General features: G+C 39.3%; 25 protein-coding genes. 13 read left to right on the forward strand and 12 right to left on the reverse strand.

What is annotated here, in order from left to right:
* Positions 1-77 precede the first annotated feature (77 nt).
* The 5 genes from I4641_RS10700 to I4641_RS10720 all read right to left on the reverse strand — a co-directional run bounded on the left by I4641_RS10700 (position 78) and on the right by I4641_RS10720 (position 4,538).
* On the reverse strand, positions 78-578 hold the full coding sequence (locus I4641_RS10700) for a hypothetical protein (RefSeq protein WP_229640511.1): 501 nt from the start codon (positions 576-578) through the stop codon (positions 78-80).
* A gap of 108 nt (positions 579-686) precedes the next feature.
* Positions 687-2,282 (reverse strand): hypothetical protein, encoded by a 1,596-nt coding sequence (locus I4641_RS10705; protein WP_229640512.1) that lies wholly within the window; start codon positions 2,280-2,282, stop codon positions 687-689.
* A gap of 391 nt (positions 2,283-2,673) precedes the next feature.
* Positions 2,674-3,282 carry an ATP-dependent Clp endopeptidase proteolytic subunit ClpP gene (gene clpP, locus I4641_RS10710; RefSeq protein WP_229640513.1) on the reverse strand — a complete coding sequence of 203 codons (609 nt, stop codon included), beginning with the start codon at positions 3,280-3,282 and terminating at the stop codon, positions 2,674-2,676.
* Positions 3,283-3,348: 66 nt separating this feature from the next.
* Positions 3,349-3,924 (reverse strand): TerD family protein, encoded by a 576-nt coding sequence (locus I4641_RS10715; protein ID WP_229640514.1) that lies wholly within the window; start codon positions 3,922-3,924, stop codon positions 3,349-3,351.
* A gap of 35 nt (positions 3,925-3,959) precedes the next feature.
* Complete coding sequence (locus I4641_RS10720) at positions 3,960-4,538, reverse strand: TerD family protein (protein WP_229640515.1); 579 nt, start codon at positions 4,536-4,538, stop codon at positions 3,960-3,962.
* Between the two features lie 179 nt (positions 4,539-4,717).
* Here I4641_RS10720 and I4641_RS10725 point away from each other — a divergent pair, with 179 nt between their 5' ends.
* Positions 4,718-5,371, forward strand: a complete 654-nt coding sequence (locus I4641_RS10725) for a DUF2301 domain-containing membrane protein (protein ID WP_229640516.1) — start codon at positions 4,718-4,720, stop codon at positions 5,369-5,371.
* Positions 5,372-5,374: 3 nt separating this feature from the next.
* Here the strand turns inward: I4641_RS10725 and I4641_RS10730 are convergent, their stop codons facing one another.
* Together I4641_RS10730 and I4641_RS10735 are read right to left on the reverse strand one after the other, a co-directional pair.
* Positions 5,375-6,346, reverse strand: coding sequence for a cysteine synthase A (locus I4641_RS10730; protein ID WP_229640517.1), 972 nt, complete (start codon positions 6,344-6,346; stop codon positions 5,375-5,377).
* 79 nt (positions 6,347-6,425) lie between these two features.
* Positions 6,426-7,286 carry a universal stress protein gene (locus I4641_RS10735; protein WP_229640518.1) on the reverse strand — a complete coding sequence of 287 codons (861 nt, stop codon included), beginning with the start codon at positions 7,284-7,286 and terminating at the stop codon, positions 6,426-6,428.
* Between the two features lie 127 nt (positions 7,287-7,413).
* Here I4641_RS10735 and I4641_RS10740 point away from each other — a divergent pair, with 127 nt between their 5' ends.
* Positions 7,414-7,680: a YciI family protein gene (locus tag I4641_RS10740; RefSeq protein ID WP_229640519.1), complete on the forward strand. Its 267-nt coding sequence runs from the start codon at positions 7,414-7,416 to the stop codon at positions 7,678-7,680.
* A 134-nt stretch (positions 7,681-7,814) separates the two neighbouring features.
* Here I4641_RS10740 and I4641_RS10745 read toward each other — a convergent pair whose 3' ends face one another.
* The 3 genes from I4641_RS10745 to folD form a co-directional block, all read right to left on the reverse strand.
* Entirely contained in the window at positions 7,815-8,957 is a 1,143-nt protein-coding gene (locus I4641_RS10745; protein WP_229640520.1) for an ABC transporter ATP-binding protein, read from the reverse strand.
* Positions 8,958-9,077: 120 nt separating this feature from the next.
* Entirely contained in the window at positions 9,078-10,097 is a 1,020-nt protein-coding gene (locus I4641_RS10750; protein WP_229640521.1) for a tetratricopeptide repeat protein, read from the reverse strand.
* Positions 10,098-10,265: 168 nt separating this feature from the next.
* Entirely contained in the window at positions 10,266-11,153 is an 888-nt protein-coding gene (gene folD / locus I4641_RS10755; protein WP_229640522.1) for a bifunctional methylenetetrahydrofolate dehydrogenase/methenyltetrahydrofolate cyclohydrolase FolD, read from the reverse strand.
* 60 nt (positions 11,154-11,213) lie between these two features.
* Here folD and I4641_RS10760 point away from each other — a divergent pair, with 60 nt between their 5' ends.
* The 11 genes from I4641_RS10760 to rnhA all read left to right on the forward strand — a co-directional run bounded on the left by I4641_RS10760 (position 11,214) and on the right by rnhA (position 21,696).
* Complete coding sequence (locus I4641_RS10760) at positions 11,214-11,603, forward strand: hypothetical protein (RefSeq protein ID WP_229640523.1); 390 nt, start codon at positions 11,214-11,216, stop codon at positions 11,601-11,603.
* Positions 11,604-11,650: 47 nt separating this feature from the next.
* On the forward strand, positions 11,651-12,100 hold the full coding sequence (locus tag I4641_RS10765; protein ID WP_229640524.1) for an NUDIX hydrolase: 450 nt from the start codon (positions 11,651-11,653) through the stop codon (positions 12,098-12,100).
* A 188-nt stretch (positions 12,101-12,288) separates the two neighbouring features.
* Positions 12,289-13,656, forward strand: coding sequence for a carboxyl-terminal processing protease CtpB (gene ctpB, locus I4641_RS10770; protein ID WP_229640525.1), 1,368 nt, complete (start codon positions 12,289-12,291; stop codon positions 13,654-13,656).
* A 160-nt stretch (positions 13,657-13,816) separates the two neighbouring features.
* The gene (locus tag I4641_RS10775) at positions 13,817-14,593 is read left to right on the forward strand and encodes a hypothetical protein (protein WP_229640526.1); all 777 of its coding nucleotides are present in this window, start codon (positions 13,817-13,819) and stop codon (positions 14,591-14,593) included.
* A 55-nt stretch (positions 14,594-14,648) separates the two neighbouring features.
* Positions 14,649-14,825: a 50S ribosomal protein L32 gene (gene rpmF, locus I4641_RS10780; RefSeq protein ID WP_229640527.1), complete on the forward strand. Its 177-nt coding sequence runs from the start codon at positions 14,649-14,651 to the stop codon at positions 14,823-14,825.
* Between the two features lie 100 nt (positions 14,826-14,925).
* On the forward strand, positions 14,926-15,522 hold the full coding sequence (locus I4641_RS10785; RefSeq protein WP_229640528.1) for a sulfite oxidase-like oxidoreductase: 597 nt from the start codon (positions 14,926-14,928) through the stop codon (positions 15,520-15,522).
* Positions 15,523-15,641: 119 nt separating this feature from the next.
* On the forward strand, positions 15,642-16,394 hold the full coding sequence (locus I4641_RS10790; RefSeq protein WP_229640529.1) for a response regulator transcription factor: 753 nt from the start codon (positions 15,642-15,644) through the stop codon (positions 16,392-16,394).
* 175 nt (positions 16,395-16,569) lie between these two features.
* Entirely contained in the window at positions 16,570-17,904 is a 1,335-nt protein-coding gene (locus I4641_RS10795; protein WP_229640530.1) for a sensor histidine kinase, read from the forward strand.
* Between the two features lie 107 nt (positions 17,905-18,011).
* Positions 18,012-18,680, forward strand: a complete 669-nt coding sequence (gene phoU / locus I4641_RS10800; protein WP_229640531.1) for a phosphate signaling complex protein PhoU — start codon at positions 18,012-18,014, stop codon at positions 18,678-18,680.
* 445 nt (positions 18,681-19,125) lie between these two features.
* A complete protein-coding gene (locus I4641_RS10805) occupies positions 19,126-20,901 on the forward strand; it encodes an iron uptake porin (protein ID WP_229640532.1) in 1,776 nt (591 codons plus the stop codon).
* 339 nt (positions 20,902-21,240) lie between these two features.
* Positions 21,241-21,696 carry a ribonuclease HI gene (gene rnhA / locus I4641_RS10810; RefSeq protein ID WP_369426767.1) on the forward strand — a complete coding sequence of 152 codons (456 nt, stop codon included), beginning with the start codon at positions 21,241-21,243 and terminating at the stop codon, positions 21,694-21,696.
* Between the two features lie 86 nt (positions 21,697-21,782).
* On the opposite strand, the gene ftsH2 is transcribed toward rnhA, so the two are convergent.
* Together ftsH2 and I4641_RS10820 are read right to left on the reverse strand one after the other, a co-directional pair.
* On the reverse strand, positions 21,783-23,681 hold the full coding sequence (ftsH2, locus tag I4641_RS10815; RefSeq protein WP_229640534.1) for an ATP-dependent zinc metalloprotease FtsH2: 1,899 nt from the start codon (positions 23,679-23,681) through the stop codon (positions 21,783-21,785).
* 232 nt (positions 23,682-23,913) lie between these two features.
* Entirely contained in the window at positions 23,914-24,123 is a 210-nt protein-coding gene (locus I4641_RS10820; protein ID WP_229640535.1) for a hypothetical protein, read from the reverse strand.
* Between the last annotated feature and the right edge of the window lie 124 nt (positions 24,124-24,247).

A 24,247-nucleotide genomic window follows, 5' to 3' on the forward strand; every position in this document is an offset into this window, starting at 1 on the left:
ATTTTATTAGATGCTTTATTCTGACATTACCAATCAAAAGGAAAAGCAGCTACATTATTTAGATCGATTTAATATTACTACAGTATTGTTTTGCATCCCCTAGCAGTTTGAAGTTTGTCCCATTGGCTAGCGATAGGATGGTTTAAAATTTGAGCGATCGCTATTTTTCTTCGGCAGCTAACTAAAATAACAGCAACATTGCAACAAGAGAAAAAATCCAGCAGATTTTCTAGAGTATCTTGGGGATGAAGATAGCAATCATCAATCACGATCATTTTCAATCCTGCATCTTTGATGGTGGTAGTCAATAAAGATTTTGGTGAACTCTCTCCTGATTTGCCCATTTTGGAATCTAACTCGTCTTGGAGAGTACTTAAAAACTCGATGGCAGTTTCTTCTGGAAAAGCTTGATAGTAGATTATAGGAGTTTTGAACTGACGATCCTCACTGGCAATAAATTCTTGTATTTCCTCGAAACTACTGCGATCGCCTTCGTCAAAAATCATTCCATTATCACCACTAGTGAATTTAGTTTTGAGCCAGTTAGTAATCGATCTTGTTTTTGTATATTCAATCATATTAATTGTTGTTTTTTAGTAATAAATTGACCTCGAAATTAACAATTATCTAAAAATATTTCGTCCTCTTCTTTTTACTTAAAATAATAAAAAAAGAGTCAACAATAGTTATAATTCTCTATTCACAACTAGAGGATCTGCGGAATTGAGATTTTTCAGCCGATCGCTCAAATCTAAAGTAGGTTGTAGTTGTCCTGGTTGGAAAGTGCGACTCATGACCACATAAATAGAAGTGCGATCGCAACCTATGTCTGCTGACAAGACATTATCCCAAGATTGTGCCATCAAGCGATCGCTAATTTGCCAATGTTTTCCTTGCCAGTGTAAATCACGAAAGAATTGAAAAGGCGCATTTTCTTTGCCCGTAATCAGCATTTTTTGTAACAAACTGCGAATTAAATTAGGAAAAAATCTTCCAAAAGATAACATTACTACTCGCAAGACAATCAGATTGAAGGAATTCATCTGTTTTTGTTTTGCCCAACCCAAGCTACCTAAAACAGAAATACGATCTTCTTGTAACTCAACTTGATAATTGTCGACTAAATGTCCCACGGCATTACTTAGTTGCTTTCCTTGTTGTACTAACAAAGAAAATTGAGTATCGGAAACCACTAATTTATTGTCGCGAAATAATTTAAAGACACCACCTTTATTTAAAGCAATATACAATTCAGTATTATCGCGGCGATCGATCAAAATCCCCCCTTCTTTGAGATAAAAACGTCCTTGGGGACGGGGCTGGAGGGGAGGGCGAATGGTTACAAAATCGCGCCAGGCTAAAAGATAATTCCAAGTATGATGACCGATGATGCGATCATCAGCATAACAAGAGCCTAAACCATTTTTTAATCCTTGCAAAAAGCGATCGTTGATGTTTAATGCTGCTGGCAGCCATTTGCCGACCAATTCAAATCCGTGGGGGAAAAAGTTATAAGTATTACGGCTAGTATATTCTCCGCCATAAGAGCCATCAGGATGTACGAATTGGGCAGCCAACTCTACTGCCAGAGCGATCGCTTTTTTCAATCTTGCATCGGGATTTAGTTCGTATATCTGTGCTAGGCAAGAAATAGTTAAAGTATGGTAGCCAGGATCGCAACCTTCATATTCAATAAACCAGCCTTCAGTATTTTGCCAAGATAATACTTGTTCTAAACGTTCTTGTTTAGACTCATGCCAGCGTTTGGTTGATAATAAATTACCCAACAACTCCAGACACAAAACGATCAAAGCCTGATGATTGGTCAAACGTCCGCTTTCTTGATGTCCTGCCAGCCAATCTGCTCGACGAGCAAAGAAATCTAATATAAGAGGATTATCTAAACCCATGAGAGTATAGCTTTCGATACAAGCTAATAAAGAAAAAGCTGCTGCCCCTGCTGCTCTTTCGTAGGGAAAATAATCATCGCACGAACCATTAGCGTGGCTACTAGCAGCAGCATACAGGATTCCTGCTTCGACCCATTCTTTAATGATGGACTGTTGATAAAAAATATTATTTGGTAAGTTGCAGTGATATGCCAATGCCAAAGGATAGACAAACTCCTGAGACATTCCCGCAGGAAAATCAATTACTTTATATTGCCAAAAAGTGCGATCAAAACAACCATAAGTAGGACTATGGGGGTTGCGATCGAGCAAGGTCAGAATTTTAGGAATTTGAGCCAAAGCTTCTCTAGCAAATATATTTTGATCGTTCATAAATAAAACGAGAATTAGCTGTTTTTTTCTCTGTTAGTAGTTATTTCTACGGAGAGTTATTACCAGTCAAAAGATTAATTTAATCTAAAACAACAACATTGAATACAATTATCGATTGTTAAAATAATTTTAACAATCGATAACAATCTCCGTCTCATTGCCAAATCATGCACTAATGTAATTCAAATAACATTGTAATCTAGCTTACTTTTTTCAACCTAATCTTTATAATGTAATTTATTTAACTCAGAAAAAATACGGTCAATTTAAGAATGATATGTCCCACATTAATTAAATCAAAATAAAGCAAAAAAAATGGCAGGAACATTACTGGTTAGTAATGTTTCTGCACATAGACTCAACTATTAACTATTAAACTATTAACTATTAATCAACTAACAGGTGCGGGAGGATTTGTAGCCGAAGGACGACGTTCGATTACGCGATCGATCAGACCGTATTCTTTGGACTCCTCCGCAGACATAAAGAAGTCTCTTTCCGTATCCTCTTCAATCTTGGATAAAGGTTGACCCGTATGATCTGCTAAATGTCCGTTGAGTTTCCCCTTGAGATATAAGATTTCTTTGGCTTGAATCTCAATATCTGTTGCTTGTCCTTGCGCGCCACCCAAAGGCTGGTGAATCATGATCCGAGAGTTGGGCAAACTCATGCGCTTACCTTTTTCTCCTGCACTAAGCAAGAAAGCACCCATACTTGCAGCCAAACCAATACAAATAGTGCAGACATCGGGACGAATTTGATTCATCGTGTCAAACATCCCCATTCCTGCCGATACCGAACCCCCAGGAGAGTTAATATAAAGATAAATATCTTTTTCAGGATCTTCCGCTTCTAGGAATAACAATTGAGCTACCACTAGGTTAGCGATTTCGTCGGTTACTTGCTGTCCGAGAAAAACAATTCTTTCTCTAAGTAAACGAGAGTATATATCAAAAGCGCGATCGCCGCGACCTGAACTTTCTATAACTGTAGGAATCATGCAGCTATGCCTTATGTATGTTTTATCTGATTGTATGATTGTAGCTAATTTAGGTGTTAGACGTTACTACTGATAGCGGTCTAGTAGGGCTTGTAATCCACCTTGATAACCCGCTCCCACTGCGTTAACTCGCCACTCGCCATCTTTGCGATATAGTTCCGCCATGATTAGAGCAGTTTCAACGGAAAAGTCTTCTGTTAGATCGTAACGGGCTACTTCTTCTTGGTTTTCAGCATTGACCACTCGTACAAAAGCATTTTGTACCTGACCAAAGTTTTGCTGTCGTTCTTCTGCTTCGTGAATGGTCACAGTCATGACAATTTTGTTGATTTCAGCAGGAACTTGTTTGAGATTTACCTTAATAACTTCATCATCTCCTTCTCCTGCGCCAGTACGATTATCTCCCAGATGTTCTACAGATTTATTTCCATCGGGACTAGCAAGATTGTTATAGAAAATTAAATGATTGTCAGAAAGTAATTTTTCGTTATCATCTACCAAAAAAACTGAGGCATCAATATCAAAGTCCCTTCCCGTATCGGTGATATTGGTATCCCAACCCAATCCAACAAATACCTCGCTCAACCCTGGAGCGACTTTTTCTAAAGATATCCGCTGTCCCTTACTTAGATTTACTGCCATATTTATCTATCAACTATCAGTTATCAGTTATCAGTTTATTTTTGATATCGATCTACCAAAGCTTGTAAACCACCTTCGTAGCCCGCACCTACCGCATTCATGCGCCATTCCCCATCTTTGCGATATAGCTCTGCCATGATTAAAGCGGTTTCGATCGAAAAGTCTTCGGTTAAGTCGTAGCGAATTACTTCTTGTTCGTTTTCTGCATTCACAATTCGCACGAAGGCGTTACTGACTTGTCCGAAGTTTTGTTGACGCTCTGCTGCTTCGTGAATCGTAACAGCGACAATTACTTTATCGATATCAGTGGGGACGGTTTTAAGATTGACATCAATAATTTCATCATCTCCTTCTCCCGCACCAGTACGATTATCGCCTCGTTGTTGGATTGATTGTTCTGGATCTGGACTAATAGGATTATTGTAGAAAATAAAGTGTTGGTCGGAAATTATTTTTTCATTGCTATCGATTAGAAACAAAGAAGCATCAATATCAAAGTCAGATCCAGTATCGGTAACATTGATATCCCAACCCAAACCGATAAAGATTTGTTTCAATCCTGGGGATGCTTTTTCGAGGGAGATTCTTTGTCCTTTGCTGAGATTAATTGCCATTGAATTTATTTAATGTAGGTTAGTTTCGTTGTCATTAAACGTTTTCAGCTATTAGCTTTTATAATGAACAAGCAAATAACAAGGTTTTCTTGTCTACCTTCTTCATCATAGTTATTTTAGTCAGCTATGTTTTAGACTACTTTTAACTAAAGTAATTATTAACAATTAGGGTTTTAGTTATGATCGGCATTCTCAATCAACCATCGCGGACTTATCAAGGGCAATTTGGTGAGTACACAATTACTAAAGACGATCGTTTGGAAGTAATTATTTATCGTGCTGGATTAGTTCTGGCTGCGGTCAGTTTTGCGATCGCCAGTAACTTGTTTTTTCTCCAAGGTGAGGCTGCTATACCTGCTATAACGCCTTTATTTGCTTTGTTTTCCCTTGGTTTGGGAGTTAGCCTTTACTTTATTCATATCTATATGAAGCCTTTACACAGGTTGCTTCAAGTCTTTTGGGCGATCGGGACAATTGCGACTATTGCGATCGCATTTCAAGCCAACGAGCCTTTAGCTCAATATATTTACAACCATCCCCTAACTTTATTTGGCACTGGTTTTACTTTTGCAGCTTTGACGGGAATCTTTTTTAAAGAAGCTGCCTGTTTTAATCGAGCCGAAACCAAGATTCTGACTCCTATTGTGCCTCTATTGCTATTGGGACATATGACAGGAATTATCCCTGTAGAAATGGAGCAAGTTTTATTGGGTATTTGGTCAATTGGTTTTAGTGTCTTTGCTATTCGCAAAATGACTCAAGAGATCGATCCTGATATTGGAGACAAATCAGTCTTTGCTTATTTAAAAACAGAAGCAGCAAAGACTAGCTAATTTCTAAATTGCCAACCCTTTAGAAGCCAACCACTCTGGATTATAAAGACGAGATTGATATCTGCCCCCACCATCGCAGAGTACCGTAACAATAGTATGACCAGGGCCCATTTGTTTGGCGAGAGCTACCGCTGCACCGACATTGATGCCTACCGATCCCCCCATAAACAATCCTTCCTGGTTTAATAATTGATAGATTACACGAACACATTCTTGGTCGTCAATTTGGATCGCATCATCTATCGGTGCGCCTTCCATATTTCCCGTGATACGGCTGTTACCAATACCTTCTGTAATGGAATTTCCCGAAGATTTTATTTCCCCTGTTTTAACGTAGCTATACAAACCGCTACCCATAGGATCGGCTACTACACAGCGAACTTTAGGATTTTGGTCTTTAAGGTACATAGAAACCCCGGCATAAGTCCCTCCCGTACCCGTAGCAGCTACCCAACCATCGACTTTACCCTCGGTTTGCGCCCAGATTTCTGCTCCTGTAGTTTCATAGTGGGCGTTGCGGTTGGCTAAGTTTTCAAACTGATTTGCCCAAATAGAGTTCTCCATTTCTGCTGCTACGCGCCCCGATACCTTGACGTAGTTGTTAGGATTTTTGTAAGGTACGGCGGGAACAAGACGCACCTCTGCGCCCAATGTTCTTAGGGTATCAATTTTTTCTTGGGATTGGGTTTCGGGAATAATAATCAGACATTTATAGCCTTTGGCATTGCAGATATGAGCCAAACCAATGCCTGTATTACCCGCCGTACCTTCTACTACCGTGCCACCTGGTTTGAGGAGTCCTTTTTTTTCTGCATCTTCAATAATATAAAGAGCAGCCCGATCTTTAACTGAGCCACCAGGGTTGAGAAATTCAGCTTTACCAAGTATTTCGCATCCTGTTTCTTCGCTAAAGCTTTTGAGGCGAATCAAAGGGGTATTTCCTACTGTAGCGACAAAACCATTTTTAATATCCATATTTATAAAATCTTGAATCTAAATTATTTTTGTTGAAGTTTATTATCCCTTAGTCTTTGGCTACTACATATAATATTATTTATCTAAATAAGAATATTGGTATGTGAGAAATACGCAACATTTGAGCCGTAGTACTACCAATTACTAAGTGGCGAATACGACTATGACCATAAGCACCCATTAGTAATAAATCTATATTTTCTTGTTCTATATATTGTTCTATTTCTGGTTCTGGTTCCCCCGATAATAGTTGGCAGATCGGATTTAATCCAGCTGCTTTGACTTGATTGGCGGCAGATTCTAGAATTTTTCTAGCTTTTGCTTCGTTGCTTGTCGCCACAGAAATTATATGTAGCTCTAGGTCATGAAAAATTGGCAATTTGACTAGATAATCTAATGCTTTCTGACAGCTTTTGCTACCGTCATCAGCGAGCAAAACCCGATAAACAGGCTGGAATTCTCTGGGGGTTACTAAACAAGGCTTTTGACTAGAACGCACAATGCGTTCCATGTTTGCACCTAAATGTTCCCTAGCAAAATCTGCGTTTTCGCCTCTTTTGCCTAAAATAATCAGATCGCTATCTTTTTCTAACTGATGAAATAAATCCACTAAAAAACCAGTTTCATGGGTTAGTTTAACTCGGTCGATCTTGCGATCGCGAAAAAAATTCCGCGCTTCTTTTAAAATAATCTTGGCTCTTTCATGATTGATTTTGGCTCTAGCTGCTTCTATCTCTACTAGTTCGCTTAAGAGTTGTTGATAAGAATCAATGCCGATGTTACCTGAAAAATCAACACTTTGGACTGCCTTTTCCCCACGACGATCTGTTACATAAAGGATTTCAATTTCAAAATCCATTGTTTGAGCTAGCCATGCTGCATATTCGTAGCTTACCTGGGAATATGCCGAGCCATCAGTACACAAAAGAATCTTTTTCATAAATTATTGGAGAATGAAGAACTAGAATTTTTTTCTAGAATGGCGAATAATGCTATTTTACGAATTAGAAGCAAAATCTATTTTACGAATTAGAAGCAAAATCTATGAAGAAGAAGATTAAAAAGTAATGAAATATGTCATGTGGGGTAGTTATTGTGACAACGCCCTCGAAAAACGCACCCCTTTCCGTCAAGCTCATTTGGATGGTCTTACAGGTCAAAAAGAACGAGGAGTCTTGGTTACTTTAGGCCCAACTAAGGATAATACTCAGGTTTTTGGTATCTACGAAGCAGATGATGAGCTGACAGTACGTAACTTAATAGAGTCCGATCCTTATTGGCAAAATGGCATCTGGACGGAATACCAAGTTAAAGAATGGATTCAGGCATTTTAATTAATTTAACGTCCTAGCATCTGATGAGTTTGTTGGCTGAAAAACATATAGTTCAATCTAACTTTCGTATTGACACTATTATCAAGTTTCCAGAGATAATTATCTTTAGATAATTATCTTTGCTGATTAGTTGTTTACACTTTTACCAACGACTGATTATTAATATTAGGAGAAATAGGAAAAACTCGCGGAGAAGCGATCTTCAAAGTTAACTTAACCTTTGTTCCTACTGAGATCGCATTACTAAGATCTGTGCGGGCATGAATTCTTTTTCCCGATCCTGTTTCTACACAATAATCATATTCTCTACCCAAAAATTGCCTGTCTACTACTACTATATTTGAACTCAGATCGGGAGCTAGCAGAATATCTTCTTGACGCAACATCAAATCTCCTTCCTTATCTGAAGTCTTGGTTGCGTTATTAAATATTGCCACTTCTCCTAATTCAGTAATCCAGACTTGATTTTCTCTTTTAGCAGGTACAAAGTTTGCTTGAGTAACAAACTCTGCCACAAAACGAGATTGAGGATTGAGATATATCTCTTCTGGCGTTCCGACTTGTTCTAGTTTGCCATTTCGCATGACGGCAATTTTATCGGAAATAGCGAGGGCTTCCTCGCGATCGTGAGTAACGAAGATCGCCGATGTTCCTGCTGCTTTTAGAATAGCTCTAATTTCTGCTCTCAGACGATGTCTTACTTGAACGTCTAAATTGCTCAAGGGTTCATCTAGTAAAATTAAGGCTGGTTGGGGTGCTAAAGCTCTTGCTAGAGAGATACGTTGCTGTTGTCCTCCAGATAGTTGATGGGGATAGCGTTTTTGTAATCCCGTCAATCCTACTAATTCTAGAACGTCGACTACTCTTTGTCGTATTCGATCGTTAACTATTTTTTTACTGGAAAAGATACCTTTACTGTGTTTTTTAACTTGATTTTTTAAACCAAAGGCAATATTTTCTGCTACTGTTAAATGAGGAAATAAGGCATAGTCTTGAAAAACCATTCCTGTGTTACGTTTTTCAGCTGCTATAAAATCACAATTGGTACAAACTACTTTTCCTGCTATCTCTACTACTCCTTGAGAAATAGACTCAAAACCTGCAATTATTCTAAGTAAGGTAGTTTTACCGCATCCCGAAGGACCAAGTAAACCAAGTAATTCTCCATGCTCCAAGGTTAAACTAACATCATCTAGAACTAATGTTTGACCGTTATCTGATCGATTAGAATAGGTTTTAGTAATGTTTTTGAGTTGAAGAATTACTGAATGTTCCATATTTTATTTTTGAGGGAACTTTGAGACAGATTCCCTAGTTGATTGGACAGTGTTTGATAGGAATTGTTTTCAATTAAAGTTTAACTCATTCTCTCCCATCAAACTTTCTCAAACTTATTTTTATCTCAAGCTATAGGGAAGAGAGAGATCGTTACTAACCAAAAGTAGTAAGCGACGGCGGTTATTTAAAGCTTTCTCATAGTCAGGATTTACTTGTAATGCTTGATTGTAGGATTTTATGGCTTCCTTGGTTTGTTTTAGAGCTTCTAGTGCAGCACCGCGATTATTCCACGCCAAATCGTAATCAGGTTTGAGAGCGATCGCTTGGTCGTAAGCAGCGATCGCCTGTTGATATTTTTTAAGCTGGAGATATATATTACCTAAGTTGTACCAAGCTTGATGTTGCTCTGGTTCTAGCTCAATAATTTTTTGATAAATGGTAATTGCCTCTCCATGTCGCTCTAATTTATTTAACAGACTACCTTGACTATATAATGCTGGGTAATAGTCGGGGTTTAAATAGCTAACTTGTTGATAGCTGATAATTGCCCTTTCGTAGTTTCCTGTTTTTTCTAAAACCTTTGCCATCTGATAGTGAGCTACATGAAAGTCAGATTTTATAGAGATCGCTCGTTCATAAGCTGCGATCGCTTTATTATATTGTCCTAGATGCTTATAAGCATTACCCTGGTTATACCAAGCCGTATGCTCGCTATCATCTAGTTGAATTGCTCGTTCGTAGGCATCAACTGCTTGAGAATACTGCTGGAGATGACTCAAGGCAATACCGCGACGATACCAAGCTTGTTCGAGATCGTCACGCAGAGATAATGCTCGATCAAAACAAACTATTGATTCGCGATATTTTTGTTGCTGTTGAAGGGCAACGCCACGATTGAGCCAAGTTTGATAATGAATTGATTGAGCATCATTGCCTAAAGCATCACAAGAAATATTCTGTTCGTGTTGTTGCAAACGGTTAACCAGTTCCCTTGATTGACCGTAAGCATAATAAGCCTTTCTGGCGTTTATTTCTAATTCTTCTGGAATACTAGAAATAGTTGCTAAAGATGGTGGCACAGAGATTGTCAAAATGCTGGTACTTATTACTGCTACAGTTAACCAATTGGGGTGCTTCATGGATTTTTCATCGACTTCTTTACTTTCTTTATCTAAATTTGATATCGAATTAAAGAGTGCGATCGAGATCGGTTAACCGTTGCGATCTACAACCAGCAATTGTCGTTTTGAGCAAAACAGAACATTAGTTCTACAAAAGCGATCGCGTATTCCCAGATATAAACGAAGTCAATCCACATCAGGCGTATTAAACTGGCGGTAACTCTCTACGGTATTACTCAATAACATTGCCACTGTCATAGGACCAATTCCCCCTGGTACGGGAGTGATATAACTAGCTATCTCAGCCACTTCTTCAAAAGCCACATCCCCAACCAATTTAGATTTACCTTCTTTTCCTTCCACTCGATTAATCCCCACATCAATTACTACTGCCCCAGGTTTAACCAGATCGCGGGTAATCATCTCTGGTTTACCTACGGCTGCTACCAAAATATCTGCTTCGCGACATACTGCACCCAAGTTTTCCGTGCGAGAATGAGCCATAGTTACCGTGGCATTTTGTTCGAGCAACATCAAAGCTACGGGTTTGCCCACCAAAATACTTCTGCCAATTACCACCGCTTTTTTACCAGAGATCGGAATGTGATATTCTTGCAAAAGTCTCATTACTCCTGCGGGGGTGCAGCTACGCAAACCAGATTCGGATCGCACTAATTTCCCCAAATTAACTTGATGTAAACCATCGGCATCTTTATCAGGATGGATACAGTGAAGCAAAGAAATTGAATCTAGATGTTCTGGTAATGGTAGTTGTACCAAAATTCCATCCACGCGATCGTCTTGATTTAATTCTTTAATTGTTTCCGCCAATTCTGCTTGAGTTGCATCCCCTGGGAAATGCTTCCCAAGAGATGCAATTCCCACTTTTTGACAGGCTCGCTCTTTATTGCGGACATAAACAGCACTAGCAGGATTATCTCCCACCATTAACACTGCCAAACCAGGAGGACGACCTATCTTAGATTCTAGGGTCGCTACTTTTTCTTTTAACTCTAACTGAATCTTTTGAGCCAAAGCTTTACCGTCGAGTATCTGAGGTATGGAAGCAGACATAGATAAATTGAAAAATTAAAAAGTTAAGCTGGAGTCGATGACTGGTAAAAAGGATGAAAAATGTTAGTTTCCCATTTTAGATTTGAACCAGTTCTAAACAAACTCAAGTATATTAGCCTGTGGGGAATATTGTTGAGTAGTTTAGTTGGTTGTAAGCCACCGCATATATCTATCGAGCAAATTTCTCCGAAAAAAATCGGAAAAATCGTCTATCTTACGGGTAAAGTAGTACATTTAGCCCCTTTTGTCGATAACACGGCATATCAAATAGAAGATATCACGGGTAAAATTTGGATTATTACGACCCAACAAGCTCCAAAGTTAGGTCAAAAGATAAGTATTAAAGGAAAGATTGAATATCAAAGTTTGCCTTTTGCCGATCGCGAATTAGGCGATTTCTATTTGGTTGAATTAGAACAGTTACCACCAACAACCGAGCAAACTAATTGATCGATCAAGTAAAATTAAACAAGATTTTTTACAATTAATTAAGTTTTATGAAAAAAACTTTTATATCTTCAGAACCAATAGCCGTGGCGATGGCAATAATATATCAAGAAGGAAAATATTTGATGCAGTTACGGGATGATATTCCAGGAATTCTTTACCCAGGAGTTTGGGGGTTATTTGGCGGTCATTTAGACCCTGGAGAAGAACCAGAAGCAGGGCTAAAAAGGGAATTGATTGAGGAAATAAACTACAGTGTCGATCAACTAACCAAATTTCGTTGCTACGCCGATAGTAAGATTATTCGTCATATGTATTCCTGTCCTTTACTCGTTCCCATTGAAAGACTCCAGCTTAATGAGGGATGGGATTTGGGTTTGTTAACTGTGGCAGATATCCAGAGGGGTTATGGCTATTCGACTAAAGCTCAACAAGAGCGTTCGCTAGGGGATATTCATCGTCAAATGATGTTAGATTTCATTGCTACCCAAACACGTTAAATCGATTTAGCTAGTTATTGCCTCAAGCAGATAATAACTGCAAAATGTTATACATATATGGAGGATAGACTTTTGTAATATATTAATTATTAATGTTGTTTCTATTTTGGTAAATTAAAGTATTAAAGTATTGACAGTCTTTGCTAAGATTTCTCAGTCTAATTCATTACTATAAAATTAGCTCAATTATGAACTATTCTTCTAAGGGTTTTGGTTTCATTTCCAACTTCTTAAAATCAAACAAGAGTGCTAGAACAGTCAAATTAGTTGCTGCCTTAGTCACAACTTCCGCCTTAGTATCTCAAGGTAGTTCTCCTGTAACAGCAGCATTAGAAGATAGTCCTAAAAATGTAATCGATGAAGTTTGGCAGATTGTCAATAACGAATATGTAGATCGAGAATTCAATCATGTAGATTGGAAAATTACCAGACAAGATCTGTTACACAAAAGTTACAGCGATCGCAAAGCAGCCTACAAAGCAATTCGCCAGTCTCTCCAAGACTTAGGAGATCCCTACACTCGCTTTTTAGAACCAAAAGAATATCAAGAGTTAACCAGTCAAACTTCAGGGGAACTTTCTGGTATTGGCATTCGCTTGGGAATTGATAAAAAGACGAGTAAGTTGACCATTGTCGAGCCGATTCCCAACTCCCCTGCTAGTGAAGTAGGATTAAAATCGGGCGATCGTATTGTCTCGATTGACGGAAAACCAACTGAATTGATGACTTTAGAACAAGCCTCGGCAGAAATAAAAGGAGAAGTCGGTACGGAAGTAGAATTAAAAATAGTTCGGGAAGGAGAGCCAGCTTTTGAAGTTGCGATCGCCAGAGCGCAGATCGAACTACCTTCTGTTAGTTATAACCTCAAACAAGAACAGGATTCCAAAGTAGGTTATATCAAGCTCGATGAATTTAGTTCCCACGCAGCCGAACAAATGCAGAAAGCGATCGAAGATCTTAGCAATAAACAAGCTTCAGGCTTTATTTTAGATCTGCGGGGCAATCCTGGGGGCTTGCTCTTTTCTAGCGTAGAAATCGCTCGTATGTGGATGAAAGAAGGTGCAATTGTTTCCACCATTGATCGCAAGGGGGGTAATGAAAAATTCTCTGCTAATGGCAAATCAATAACTGATTTACCTCTAGTGGTTTTGGTAGATGGTTATTCCGCTAGTGCTAGCGAAATTTTAGCAGGGGCATTAAAAGAGAATCATCGCGCCAAAGTGGTAGGGAGTCGTACCTATGGAAAAGGAACAGTACAATCAGTTCATGCTCTTTCTGATGGTTCGGGTTTGGCTGTTACCATTGCTCGTTATTATCCCCCTAGTGGTATAGATATTAACAAAAAAGGTATTGCTCCCGATATCAAGGTAGATCTAAGTCGCGAAGAACAAACTAATTTAGCCGTTAATCCCGATTTGATTGGTACAACAGCAGATCCTCAATACAAAAGAGCCGTTAGCATCTTGAAGGGCGAGTTTGTCAGTCAAACAAGGAACAATTCCCCCAAAGCTTTTAATAGCGATCGAGCTATCCCCAATCTACCCAATCTCAACTAAAACATCAGACTTACGATTAAGATAATTTAGCAAAATGTGAGTTTGATACTTTTTTTGGGCAATTTACTTATATACGTCTAATGTGTATATTCAATCTTAAAGATATCCTCATTGGACGTTATGTGTATATGAGTAGTAGTTTTTGACCGATTAAAATTTTATGACAACATCAAACGTGGCATCTGCGGTAAATTCTTCTAGCGCAACTCAATCTATTGAAGAAGTATCAATCATCATTGCAGCCAAAGACTTGACTCCGACAATGATGAGCCAAGATTTTCTTAAATTTAGCGGTATTATTCCCCAAGAATGGGAATTAGCTCAAAAGCCCGTACTCAACCCCAATTATGCCCAGCTAAACTTCACTAATGGCGTCAATATCAATGCTCAACCTCGAAGTATTACTATCAGCGAATCTTTAGGGGCGAAAAAGCTAGAGGAGTTATATCTTGCTTCTGTTGCTAGCAAATACATCGAAAAATTACCCCACGCAGAATATGTGGGTTTGAGTTGTAGTCCTAAAATTTTAATTCCCTTTCCTTCCGCCCCTGAAAACGTACGCAAATATATCACTGGAACTTTATTGGGTTCTGGATCTTGGAAAAACATTGGTAAAGCTCCCGTACAGGCAGGTATTAACTTGATGTATCTACTAGATCGATGTCAACTAACCATGAGCATTTCCGAAGCTAGACTACAACAACCCGAGAAACAACCCATTACCGCAATTTTATTTTCAGGAAACTTTAACTACAGTATTAATCCCCAAGAAAAATCAAAAGATCCCTCGGCTCAAATCAGCAGCTTTTTAAACAACTGGAAAAATGATTTTGAAGAGTTCCAAACTATAGTCAACGAGAAATTTCTCGATGCCAATGCTCAAGATGGGAGTAACTCTATTGGCGAAACTAGTTTATTTCCCAATCAAACTCTCTAGCTTTTTTTTGGGAAACCATTACAATAGAAAGGTTGTTCTTTTAAATTAATTCATTATGGCAGTACCAAAGAAGAAAACTTCTAAATCAAAACGTGATAGTCGTAAAGCAGTCTGGAAACGTAAAGCAGCAGTAGAAGCTCAAAAAGCACTGTCTTTGGGTAAATCTGTGTTGTCTGGACGTTCCAACAGTTTTGTATATCCTCAGGACGATGAAGACGATAACGAAGAGTAGATTTAGATTTGCTCCTGATCATTCTCAATAAGCTTAGAATAATGGTGTGTCTCCTTTGGGTGTCGCACCTTTGTTATTTTTGTAACTAAAATTAGCAATTATGCCTGGAAAATATTTTACCAAACCAGAACCAGCCCAAAGCGATCGCGTTCCCCCTGGTCAATATTTGGCCAAAGGTTTTCCCGTTCTTTCCTATGGAGAGACTCCCCAAATAAATACCGATGATTGGTTATTTAAAGTATGGGGGTTAGTAACGGAAAGGCGTTTTAGTTGGGCGGATTTTATGGCTTTACCCCAGCAAGACTTTACTGCCGATTTTCATTGTGTAACTCGCTGGTCAAAACTAGATGTTAAGTGGACGGGAGTTAGAGTGACAGATTTTCTTGCTGCGATCGCGATGGACGATCGAGCAACCCATATTATGCAACATTGCTATGGTGACTACACCACCAATTTGACTTTAGAAGATTTTGCTCGACCCGAAAACTTTTTTGCTCATACTCTCGACGGCGCGCCCTTACCCGCCGAACACGGGGGACCAATGCGCTTGGTAGTACCTCATCTTTATGCTTGGAAAAGCGGAAAATGGATTAATGGTATTGAATTTTTGGACCATAACGAAGAAGGTTTTTGGGAGCGTAATGGCTACCACAACCGAGGCGAACCTTGGGCAGAAGAGCGTTATGCTGGAAGGTAATAATTATTGATTGTTTGATAACTAAAAATTGCCTTATTTATAAAATTATTGAGAACAATTATTCACACCAAACAGTTTTAGTGTATATGTAAGATTACTGACAATAAAAATATCTATTTATGCTGTCTATAGAAACAACTCAAGCTCCTGCTGAATCTAAATTGGCGCAGAAAAACCGCATTTTATTAATTGAAGACGAAGACTTAATTAGAGAAATGGTTGTTGTAGCGTTAGAAGAAGAAGGCTATGAGATTCATACTGCAAACAACGGTCGTTCGGCTCTCAGCATGTTGCAGAACCCCGATCGCGACCACGCAAAATTGACTCCAGATCTAATTATTTTGGACTTGATGTTGCCAGAGGTAAATGGATTAGATATTTGCCGTTTATTGCGCTACCAAGGAGATATTACTCCTATATTAGTAGTTAGTGCCAAAAGTAGCGAAACCGACCGAGTATTAGGCTTAGAAGTGGGTGCAGATGACTATTTGACCAAGCCTTTCAGCATGAGAGAGTTGGTTGCTCGTTGTCGCGCTTTGTTGCGTCGCCAACGTTATAGTAATTCGACTCCCAGTTCGGTGCAGAAATATCGAGATATTAGTCTGTTTTCCCAGGAATGTCGCGTGATAGTTCGCAATATTGAAGTAAATTTATCTCCCAAAGAGTTTCGCTTACTGGAACTATTTATGAGTTATCCCCGTCGAGTTTGGTCGCGAGAACAATTAATCGAGCAGGTATGGGGACCAGATTTCATGGGAGATACCAAAACTGTAGATGTACATATTCGGTGGTTGCGAGAGAAACTAGAAGAAGAACCCAGTCAACCTGAATATATAATTACCGTCAGAGGTTTCGGCTATCGTTTTGGATAGTAACGACAATACCTTTACTTGTGATTAAATCTTGACAAATCAACTGAAAATAGACGGTTAAAAGTCAGCAATAGTATTAAGATGATAGTCTCGACTGAAAATTAGCAATATTACTTATTGATAGCTAAGAAAAAATTAATTAAAGTTAGCTCAGTAAAGGATTAATAACTAACCTATGGCAGCTATAAATTTTTTCTTAGGACTGACAGTTGGTATAGGAATTTATGTCGGACAACAATATCGTTTTAAACAGCAACTTAAAAGTACCCTAAAGTCCTATGGTACTGGCGAAGACGAAGAAATTTCTTTACCTTTACACTCTTTGATTCGCCGAGAGTTAATTGACTTAAACCGTCAACGGAGAAAATTAGAAAAAGATAAACAAGCTTGGCAAGAATTAATCGAACAAGCCCCCATTGGATATTTACAAGTAGATGGAGAAAACCAGCTTTTAGGGTGCAATCAAGCAGCGAAAGATTTGCTCAAAATTGATTCAAGGCGATCGCAGCGGGTGCGCTTATTATTAGAATTAGTTAGGTCTTACGATCTCGATAGCCTAATTGAAGAAACTCGTCGTTCTCTCCGCCCTCAACAAAAGGAGTGGATTTTTTATTTTACGCGCTATGCTTACCCTGAAGATAAGGAATCTGAAACAAATGCCTATAAATCCTCCAGACGAATTGTAGAATCGATCGCCCTAAAAGGTTATGGATTTCCCCTCTCTAATCGACAGGTAGGAGTTTTTATTGAGAATCGGCAGCCTTTAGTAGAATTGTCCCAATCTCGCGATCGTACTTTTTCCGATCTTACCCACGAATTGCGTACTCCCCTCACCTCGATTTCATTGGTAGCGGAAAACTTACAACGGCGTTTACAAGATCCAGAAAAACGTTGGGTAACTCAAATGCTGGGGGAAACTAATCGACTAATTGAATTAGTTCAAGAATGGTTAGATCTGACACAATTAGAAGCTGCTCCAGAGCGTACTCTGAAATATGAAGAGATAAAAATATATGATCTGATTGAATCAGTTTGGCTCACTCTCGAACCCATTGCCAATCGCAAAAAAGTCACCTTATCTTATTCAGGCGATCGCTCTATAATACTTGAAGGCGATCGCTCTCGTCTAACTCAAGTTTTTCTCAATCTTTTGGACAATGCGATCAAACATAACCCGCCTCAAAAAGAAATCTTCGTTCAAACATCTTCGATCGAGTCAGAGGATATTTCTCTCCCAGAAAAAATAAAAGTGGATGTGATCGACTCGGGGAGGGGATTTACTGCCAACGATCTGCCCTATATCTTTGAAAGACTCTATCGCGGAGACAAATCCCGCACTAGGGAACAAGAAGATCGAAATTATTCTCTTGATGGTAGTGGTTTAGGATTAGCCATTGTCGAGCAAATTGTACGGGCTCATGAAGGTGCGATCGCTGCCAACAATCATCCAACTATGGGAGGGGCGTGGGTAGAAGTCATTTTGCCTGTCAAGAAATCAGAGAAAAATTAACTTATTTTGTGACATTAGATACAATCTGTCAGCAAAAAATATAAATTTTTGCTATTAATAGAAAGCATATTTCAAATTTTATTTAATTAATTCCCTATAATAAGTCAGTGACTTTATCCCCAAAAGCGAAACGATCTGAAGCAAATCAACTAGAGCGTTCGTTAAGACGAGTGCAGCAAGAAGTTCTGCGAATGGGTACTTTGGTAGAACAATCGTTTCGCCTGAGTCATCAAGCTCTTTTTGAACGAGATATCGATGCCGTAAAAAAAATTGGCGAGCTAGAAAGACAAATCGATATTTATTATCGTCAGATAGAATCAGACTGTGCCACTTTAATGACGCTACAAGCCCCCGTGGCTCAAGATCTGCGTTTATTAAGTGCTTTGATGCAATTGGTGAGAGATTTAGAACGCATTGGGGATTATGCAGAAGACTTAACCGAAATGGCGGTTAAGCTAATGAAATATACTCCCCACCAAGCTTTGGGTGATATTGCTCAAATGTCAGAACACGCTCAACTAATGCTAGCCACTAGTTTAGTAGCACTGGCAGATTTAGATCCCAGTGCGGGAGCAAGAGTAAAAGAAATGGATGATATTGTCGATGATGCCTATGATCGCCTTTACGACATTATTGCCTTTCAAAAAGATGTACCAGGGGTAGTCGAACCAATCCTGGTTTTAGGCTTGACTATTCGTCATTTAGAAAGAATGGCAGACCATGCCACCAATATCAGTCAGCGCGTTACTTATATCGTCACGGGCAAAAGAAATTAGCGATCGACTATCAACAGTCAAGAGTTTAACCTCCGCTTTACATTAGCTTAACTGCTCCATTAGCTCGATCGCCTAATATTGATTTGCGGAAATAAGACTCTTATGGTTCAATCCTGAATTTTCTAATATTAAACTTTTGGGCAGAATCATTGATGAATTATTAAAAATAATTATCATTACTTTCTGGAACTCAAAGGTCACAATAGCTCGTGCATCAAGTTATGGGCTAGTTTTCTAGTTCTGCGATCGCCATGATTAACAAGATATTTTGCCAGTGTGCGATTGCTAAAATGTCACGGCTTTTTGAATATCTAACTAAGGATTGATTATACTGGTCGAATAATTCGCTAGAATCGGTATCACTAATAGCTTGAAAAGGCTGTAGCTAATACTACGGTTATTAGCTAATTTATATTTTATTAAAGTGTGTGAGGATACGTAATAAATGAATAAATTATTTTGGCAAGCTGCAAAAGTTGCTCCCATTCTATTCGCAACTTCTTTATTTACAGCTAACAGTGCTGGAGCCCAGACTATTACTGCTGACAAAGGTGCAGTGAACGAAACTCTGGAACAAATTAATAATTATCAGCAATCAAATCAAGATAGTTTACCCCAGGTAACTAACGTCAACCAACTAAGAGACGTATCTCCTACAGATTGGGCTTATGAAGCCCTACGCTCTCTTGTAGATCGTTATGGTTGTATCTCTGGTTTTCCCAACCAAACTTACCGTGGTAATCAACCCCTTAGCCGTTACGAATTTGCTGCTGGTTTAAACTCTTGCTTGAACCAAATCGAGCGTCTTATTGCTTCTCAAGATTCTGTAGGCACAGAAGAATTAGAAACTATCCAGCGTCTTACTCAAGAGTTTGAAGCAGAATTAGCTACTATCGGTGGCAGAGTTGATGAAATAGAAAGCCGTACTGCGGTATTAGAAGACAGTCAATTCTCCACAACTACCAAACTAAAAGGCGAAGTCATCTTTAATGTAAGTGATGCCTTTGGTGGCGGTTTAGATGCCACTTCTTTGGCTGAAAATGCGCTGATTGCCAACGGTACAATTCAAGAAGGCGAAAATCCTACTGATGAGCAGGTGCAAGCCTTTGTTGGTGATGTTAACAATGATGGACAAGTCAACGAAGATGACGTTAATCAGTTTGAAGATGATTCAGAAATAGATGATGAAGCTGCATTTAGCAATCGTGTTCGTTTAAACTTTGATACTAGCTTCTATGGCAAAGACCGTTTGAGAGCCAGACTACAGGCTGCAAACGTACCTGACTATGGTGACGTAACTGGTACTGACTCTGCTCGTCTGGCTTTTGATGGCGATAATGGCAACAGTGTTGAACTTAGCAAACTATACTATCAATTTCCTTTAACTGAGAGAGTTACTGGTTATGTAGGAACAACAGGTTTAGGCTTGGATGACATTTTCAATCCTGGTAATCCCACCCTAGAAAGTAGTGGTAGCGGTGCGCTTACTCGCTTCAACCGTTATAATCCCCTAGTTTTCCGTGGTACTGATGGTGCTGGTGGTGGTGCTACCCTAGATATCATTCCCGACAAAGTAGCGGTAACTGCCTTATATCTAACAGATAACGCTAACGACACAGCACAACGAGAAGGTCTATTTAACGGTTCTTTCAGTGCTGGCGGACAAATAGAATTTACACCTTTTGAAGCGCTGCAACTTTCCGCAACTTACGTTCGTAATTATCAAACTGGTGATAGTGTGAACCAGTCTGGCAGTACCGTCAGCGGTTTTGCAACTGAGCCGTTTAATGGAATTGACACGACTGCTAACAAAGTGGGTGTAAACGCGAACTTTGAAGTTGGTGAAAAAATTTCTCTAGGTGGTTTTGGTGGCTACGCCGATGTTAAAGGCTTAGTTCAAGGAGATAACAATAATCCTTCTGGTCAAATCTGGACTTGGGGTGCGAATGTTTCAATCCTCGATTTAGTCAAAGAAGGTTCTCAACTATCCTTTGCTGGTGGTATGGTTCCCAAATTCACCTCTGATATTGGAGCTGAAGAAGTAGCTGCTGGAGTTCAGGAAGATCAAGATACTTCTTATCTAGTAGAGGCACAGTATAAGTTCCCTCTAAACGATAATATCTCTATCACTCCTGGTGCTTACGCAGTCTTTAATCCTAACCATGTTAGTGATAATGACACTGTCTACGCTGGTGTGTTGCGTACTACTTTCCAGTTCTAAATTCTTGATTTGGGTTTGACCAAGTTAATCAATACTTACTTTAAACGGAGTCGAGGGAATCGGCTCTGTTTTTTTATTTATTTCAACTTAGGTTTCTTCTCTAATACTTTTTAAAAAGGTTATTGTTTAGTGTTAAAACGTTAATCTGCATTACAGGCTCAATTAACTGACTCAATGGATTATAAACAACAAATTATTACCGAACTAGAAGCCCTTCCCGAATCCTCTTTATCTGATGTCTGGAAGTATATTCAATCTCTTAAATCCCAACCTGCCAAATCTGTTAAACCAGTTATTAATAAAAAACCTAAGTCTGCCTCAACTCCTTCAGGAGACACCATAATTATCTACACTGACGGCGCTTGTACAGGTAATCCTGGTAAGGGTGGATATGGGGCGGTAATTATTGATGGCGATCGCCGTCAAGAACTTTCCGATGGCTATAAACTAACTACCAATAACCGTATGGAAATGATGGGGGCGATCGCAGCATTAGAATCTCTTCCTTCTAATTCTAAAGTAAAGCTCCACACCGATTCTAAATATATCGTCGATGCAGTAGTTAAAGGCTGGGCGAAAAAATGGCAGAGAAATGGCTGGAAAAGAAATAGCAAGGAAATGGCTAAAAATCCCGATCTTTGGCAAGAAATACTCGATTTGTGCAAGATACACGATGTTGAATTTGCCTGGGTCAAGGGTCATTCAGGAATTTCTGAAAACGAACGATGCGATCGCCTTGCAGTTGATGCAGCCCACGGATCGAATTTACAAGACGATCGCGGATATAGATCGTAATTTACATTTAGATCAAAAAAAATTGGTAGAGACAAGGCACATCTTTTCTCCACCAATTAATAATTATTCAATTTGATGAACGAAAATTAGATTTGGGGTACAAATCTTTCTTTGTCTGGTACTTCAGTGTACTCAGAAACAATCTGCTTTAATTCTTCACCATTGATAGTTTCTTTTTCAATTAACAAGTCAACCAAGCGATCAATTACCTCACGATTTTCTCTGACAATCTTACGGGCTAGTTGATGACCGTGTTCGGCAATTTGACGTACTTGGTCGTCAATGCGAGATGCAACTTCTTCAGAATATTCTGCACGGGAAGTTAAACCAGCACCCAGAAATACTTCACTACCTTGCTGTCCGCCCAAAGCGATCGGGCCGAGGTCGCTCATACCGTAGATAGTAACCATCTGTCTTGCCATTTCAGATACTTGTTGCAAGTCACCACCAGCACCAGTAGTTACCTCGTCGCTACCAAAGATTTCTTCTTCGGCTGCACGACCGCCCATAGCACCAGCAATACGAGCCATTAGCTGCGAACGACTGATTAAGCCTTGGTCTTCGTTGGGAGTAAACCAAGTTAAACCTTGAGCTTGTCCGCGAGGAATTAGAGTGACTTTTTGTACGGGATCGTGGTCTTTAACTAGAGTACCGACGATCGCGTGACCGATTTCATGGTAAGCAATCAATCGCTTGCTCTTACCATCAGTTAAAGGAGTACCTTCCATACCAGCAACAACGCGGTCTACCGCGTCATCAATTTCTAGAATGGTAATAGCGTCTTTGCGTCTTCTTGCAGTTAGAATAGCTGCTTCGTTGAGTAGATTAGCTAAATCTGCACCAGAGAAACCAGGAGTACGACGGGCGATCGCATCTAAAGAAACTTCAGGAGCGATTTTTTTATTACGAGAGTGAACTTCAAGTATTTCTAGACGACCTTTAATATCGGGGTTGTCTACCATTACTTGACGGTCAAAACGACCAGGACGCATTAATGCGGAGTCTAATACATCAGCACGGTTAGTCGCAGCGATGATAATAATACCAGTGTTGCCTTCAAAACCATCCATTTCGGTTAGGAGTTGGTTGAGAGTTTGTTCTCTCTCGTCGTTTCCACCACCGATACCAGCACCCCGCTGGCGACCCACAGCGTCAATCTCATCGATAAAGATCAAACAAGGCGCGTTTTCTTTCGCTTTTTTAAATAGGTCGCGGACGCGAGATGCACCCACACCGACAAACATTTCAACAAATTCTGAACCAGAGATACTAAAGAAAGGTACAGCAGCTTCACCAGCGATCGCTTTTGCCAGTAAAGTTTTACCAGTCCCTGGGGGGCCTACTAACAAAACCCCTTTAGGAATTTTTGCACCAACAGCAGTAAATCTTTCGGGCTGTTTCAAAAATGTAACGACTTCTTGTAGTTCTTCCTTGGCTTCATCAATACCAGCTACATCATCAAACATGATGCCCGTTTTAGCTTCCATTTGGAACTTGGCTTTAGATTTACCAAAGTTCATTGCTTGTCCAGGGCCGCCAGGCATATTGTTGGAACGACGGAATAATAAAAATAATGCGCCGATCAGAATTACGGGGAAAATTAAATTACCTAACAATCCCCACACTGCACCGTCACTACTAGGAGGATGATAGTCAAAATCAACATCAGCTTCTCGCAACTTAGTAATTAGTTCGGGCGAGTTAGCGGGCAGGTCAACTCTTAATTTTTGTAGGCGATTATCCAATTCTGGGTCGATCGCTTGGACAATTGCTGTTCTACCGTTTTCGTATAGTTCTACGGAAGTAACTCGTCCTGAGTTGAGATAGTCCAAAAAGCGACCATAAGTCATACGAGTGCTGGCTGCATTACCACTCATACTAGTGTTAGTAGTGGGGGCAGAAAAAGTTCCTTGCCATAGGAAAAATCCCACTACCAGTAAAGGTAAGCTCCAAAGTAATACTATTCTCCACGAAAAATTCTTCATAAGATAAATGTTGCTCTAAATTGAATATTTTTAAGATTATTTCTTTGTTCTTTCTAGGTCTTGACTCGCTTTTGGCTCTCCTTCTTACTGATGTGACGACCTTTGGCGAACATTAAACCAATTTATCATTGCACTATACTCTGATGTTTCAATGTGTAATGCGAGTTTTTATGTCAAGTTTCTTTTCTTTATATTACCTCTAGCTTAACTAAATTTAACGTAATTCTCATTTTTAATGCAAAATTAATCTAGTTCGGTTATTGCGATCGAATAAAAATATGGTTTGAAATAAGGTCCAAAAAGTAATTTCTGGTTTTCTTAAATCTTCGAGATTCAAGGCGTGTTTGCTTTCTGGAGGCGAAACCGATTTCATTTCTTCAATATGTTCGGTTAAAAATGCCGCAATTTCTCTACCGCGAAGATCGTCAATTGTAATTTTCACTTACTCTTTCCTGACTTAATTCGTCTAATTGCTGAAGCAGATCGGACAACTGGGAAGAATTCTGTAAAATAATAAGTACCTAAGCAAAATTAATTACATAGCGATCGCCAAAATGCCGCAAAAT

The organism is Waterburya agarophytonicola KI4 (assembly GCF_020640915.1).
Classification (GTDB): domain Bacteria; phylum Cyanobacteriota; class Cyanobacteriia; order Cyanobacteriales; family Xenococcaceae; genus Waterburya; species Waterburya agarophytonicola.

Excerpts from the sequence above, each read along its gene's own strand:
- I4641_RS10700 (WP_229640511.1), bottom strand. The coding sequence starts at position 578 with ATGATTGAATATACAAAAACAAGATCGATTACTAACTGGCTCAAAACT.
- I4641_RS10705 (WP_229640512.1), bottom strand. The coding sequence starts at position 2,282 with ATGAACGATCAAAATATATTTGCTAGAGAAGCTTTGGCTCAAATTCCT.
- clpP (WP_229640513.1), bottom strand. The coding sequence starts at position 3,282 with ATGATTCCTACAGTTATAGAAAGTTCAGGTCGCGGCGATCGCGCTTTT.
- I4641_RS10715 (WP_229640514.1), bottom strand. The coding sequence starts at position 3,924 with ATGGCAGTAAATCTAAGTAAGGGACAGCGGATATCTTTAGAAAAAGTC.
- I4641_RS10720 (WP_229640515.1), bottom strand. The coding sequence starts at position 4,538 with ATGGCAATTAATCTCAGCAAAGGACAAAGAATCTCCCTCGAAAAAGCA.
- I4641_RS10725 (WP_229640516.1), top strand. The coding sequence starts at position 4,718 with ATGATCGGCATTCTCAATCAACCATCGCGGACTTATCAAGGGCAATTT.
- I4641_RS10730 (WP_229640517.1), bottom strand. The coding sequence starts at position 6,346 with ATGGATATTAAAAATGGTTTTGTCGCTACAGTAGGAAATACCCCTTTG.
- I4641_RS10735 (WP_229640518.1), bottom strand. The coding sequence starts at position 7,286 with ATGAAAAAGATTCTTTTGTGTACTGATGGCTCGGCATATTCCCAGGTA.
- I4641_RS10740 (WP_229640519.1), top strand. The coding sequence starts at position 7,414 with ATGAAATATGTCATGTGGGGTAGTTATTGTGACAACGCCCTCGAAAAA.
- I4641_RS10745 (WP_229640520.1), bottom strand. The coding sequence starts at position 8,957 with ATGGAACATTCAGTAATTCTTCAACTCAAAAACATTACTAAAACCTAT.
- I4641_RS10750 (WP_229640521.1), bottom strand. The coding sequence starts at position 10,097 with ATGAAGCACCCCAATTGGTTAACTGTAGCAGTAATAAGTACCAGCATT.
- folD (WP_229640522.1), bottom strand. The coding sequence starts at position 11,153 with ATGTCTGCTTCCATACCTCAGATACTCGACGGTAAAGCTTTGGCTCAA.
- I4641_RS10760 (WP_229640523.1), top strand. The coding sequence starts at position 11,214 with ATGTTAGTTTCCCATTTTAGATTTGAACCAGTTCTAAACAAACTCAAG.
- I4641_RS10765 (WP_229640524.1), top strand. The coding sequence starts at position 11,651 with ATGAAAAAAACTTTTATATCTTCAGAACCAATAGCCGTGGCGATGGCA.
- ctpB (WP_229640525.1), top strand. The coding sequence starts at position 12,289 with ATGAACTATTCTTCTAAGGGTTTTGGTTTCATTTCCAACTTCTTAAAA.
- I4641_RS10775 (WP_229640526.1), top strand. The coding sequence starts at position 13,817 with ATGACAACATCAAACGTGGCATCTGCGGTAAATTCTTCTAGCGCAACT.
- rpmF (WP_229640527.1), top strand. The coding sequence starts at position 14,649 with ATGGCAGTACCAAAGAAGAAAACTTCTAAATCAAAACGTGATAGTCGT.
- I4641_RS10785 (WP_229640528.1), top strand. The coding sequence starts at position 14,926 with ATGCCTGGAAAATATTTTACCAAACCAGAACCAGCCCAAAGCGATCGC.
- I4641_RS10790 (WP_229640529.1), top strand. The coding sequence starts at position 15,642 with ATGCTGTCTATAGAAACAACTCAAGCTCCTGCTGAATCTAAATTGGCG.
- I4641_RS10795 (WP_229640530.1), top strand. The coding sequence starts at position 16,570 with ATGGCAGCTATAAATTTTTTCTTAGGACTGACAGTTGGTATAGGAATT.
- I4641_RS10805 (WP_229640532.1), top strand. The coding sequence starts at position 19,126 with ATGAATAAATTATTTTGGCAAGCTGCAAAAGTTGCTCCCATTCTATTC.
- ftsH2 (WP_229640534.1), bottom strand. The coding sequence starts at position 23,681 with ATGAAGAATTTTTCGTGGAGAATAGTATTACTTTGGAGCTTACCTTTA.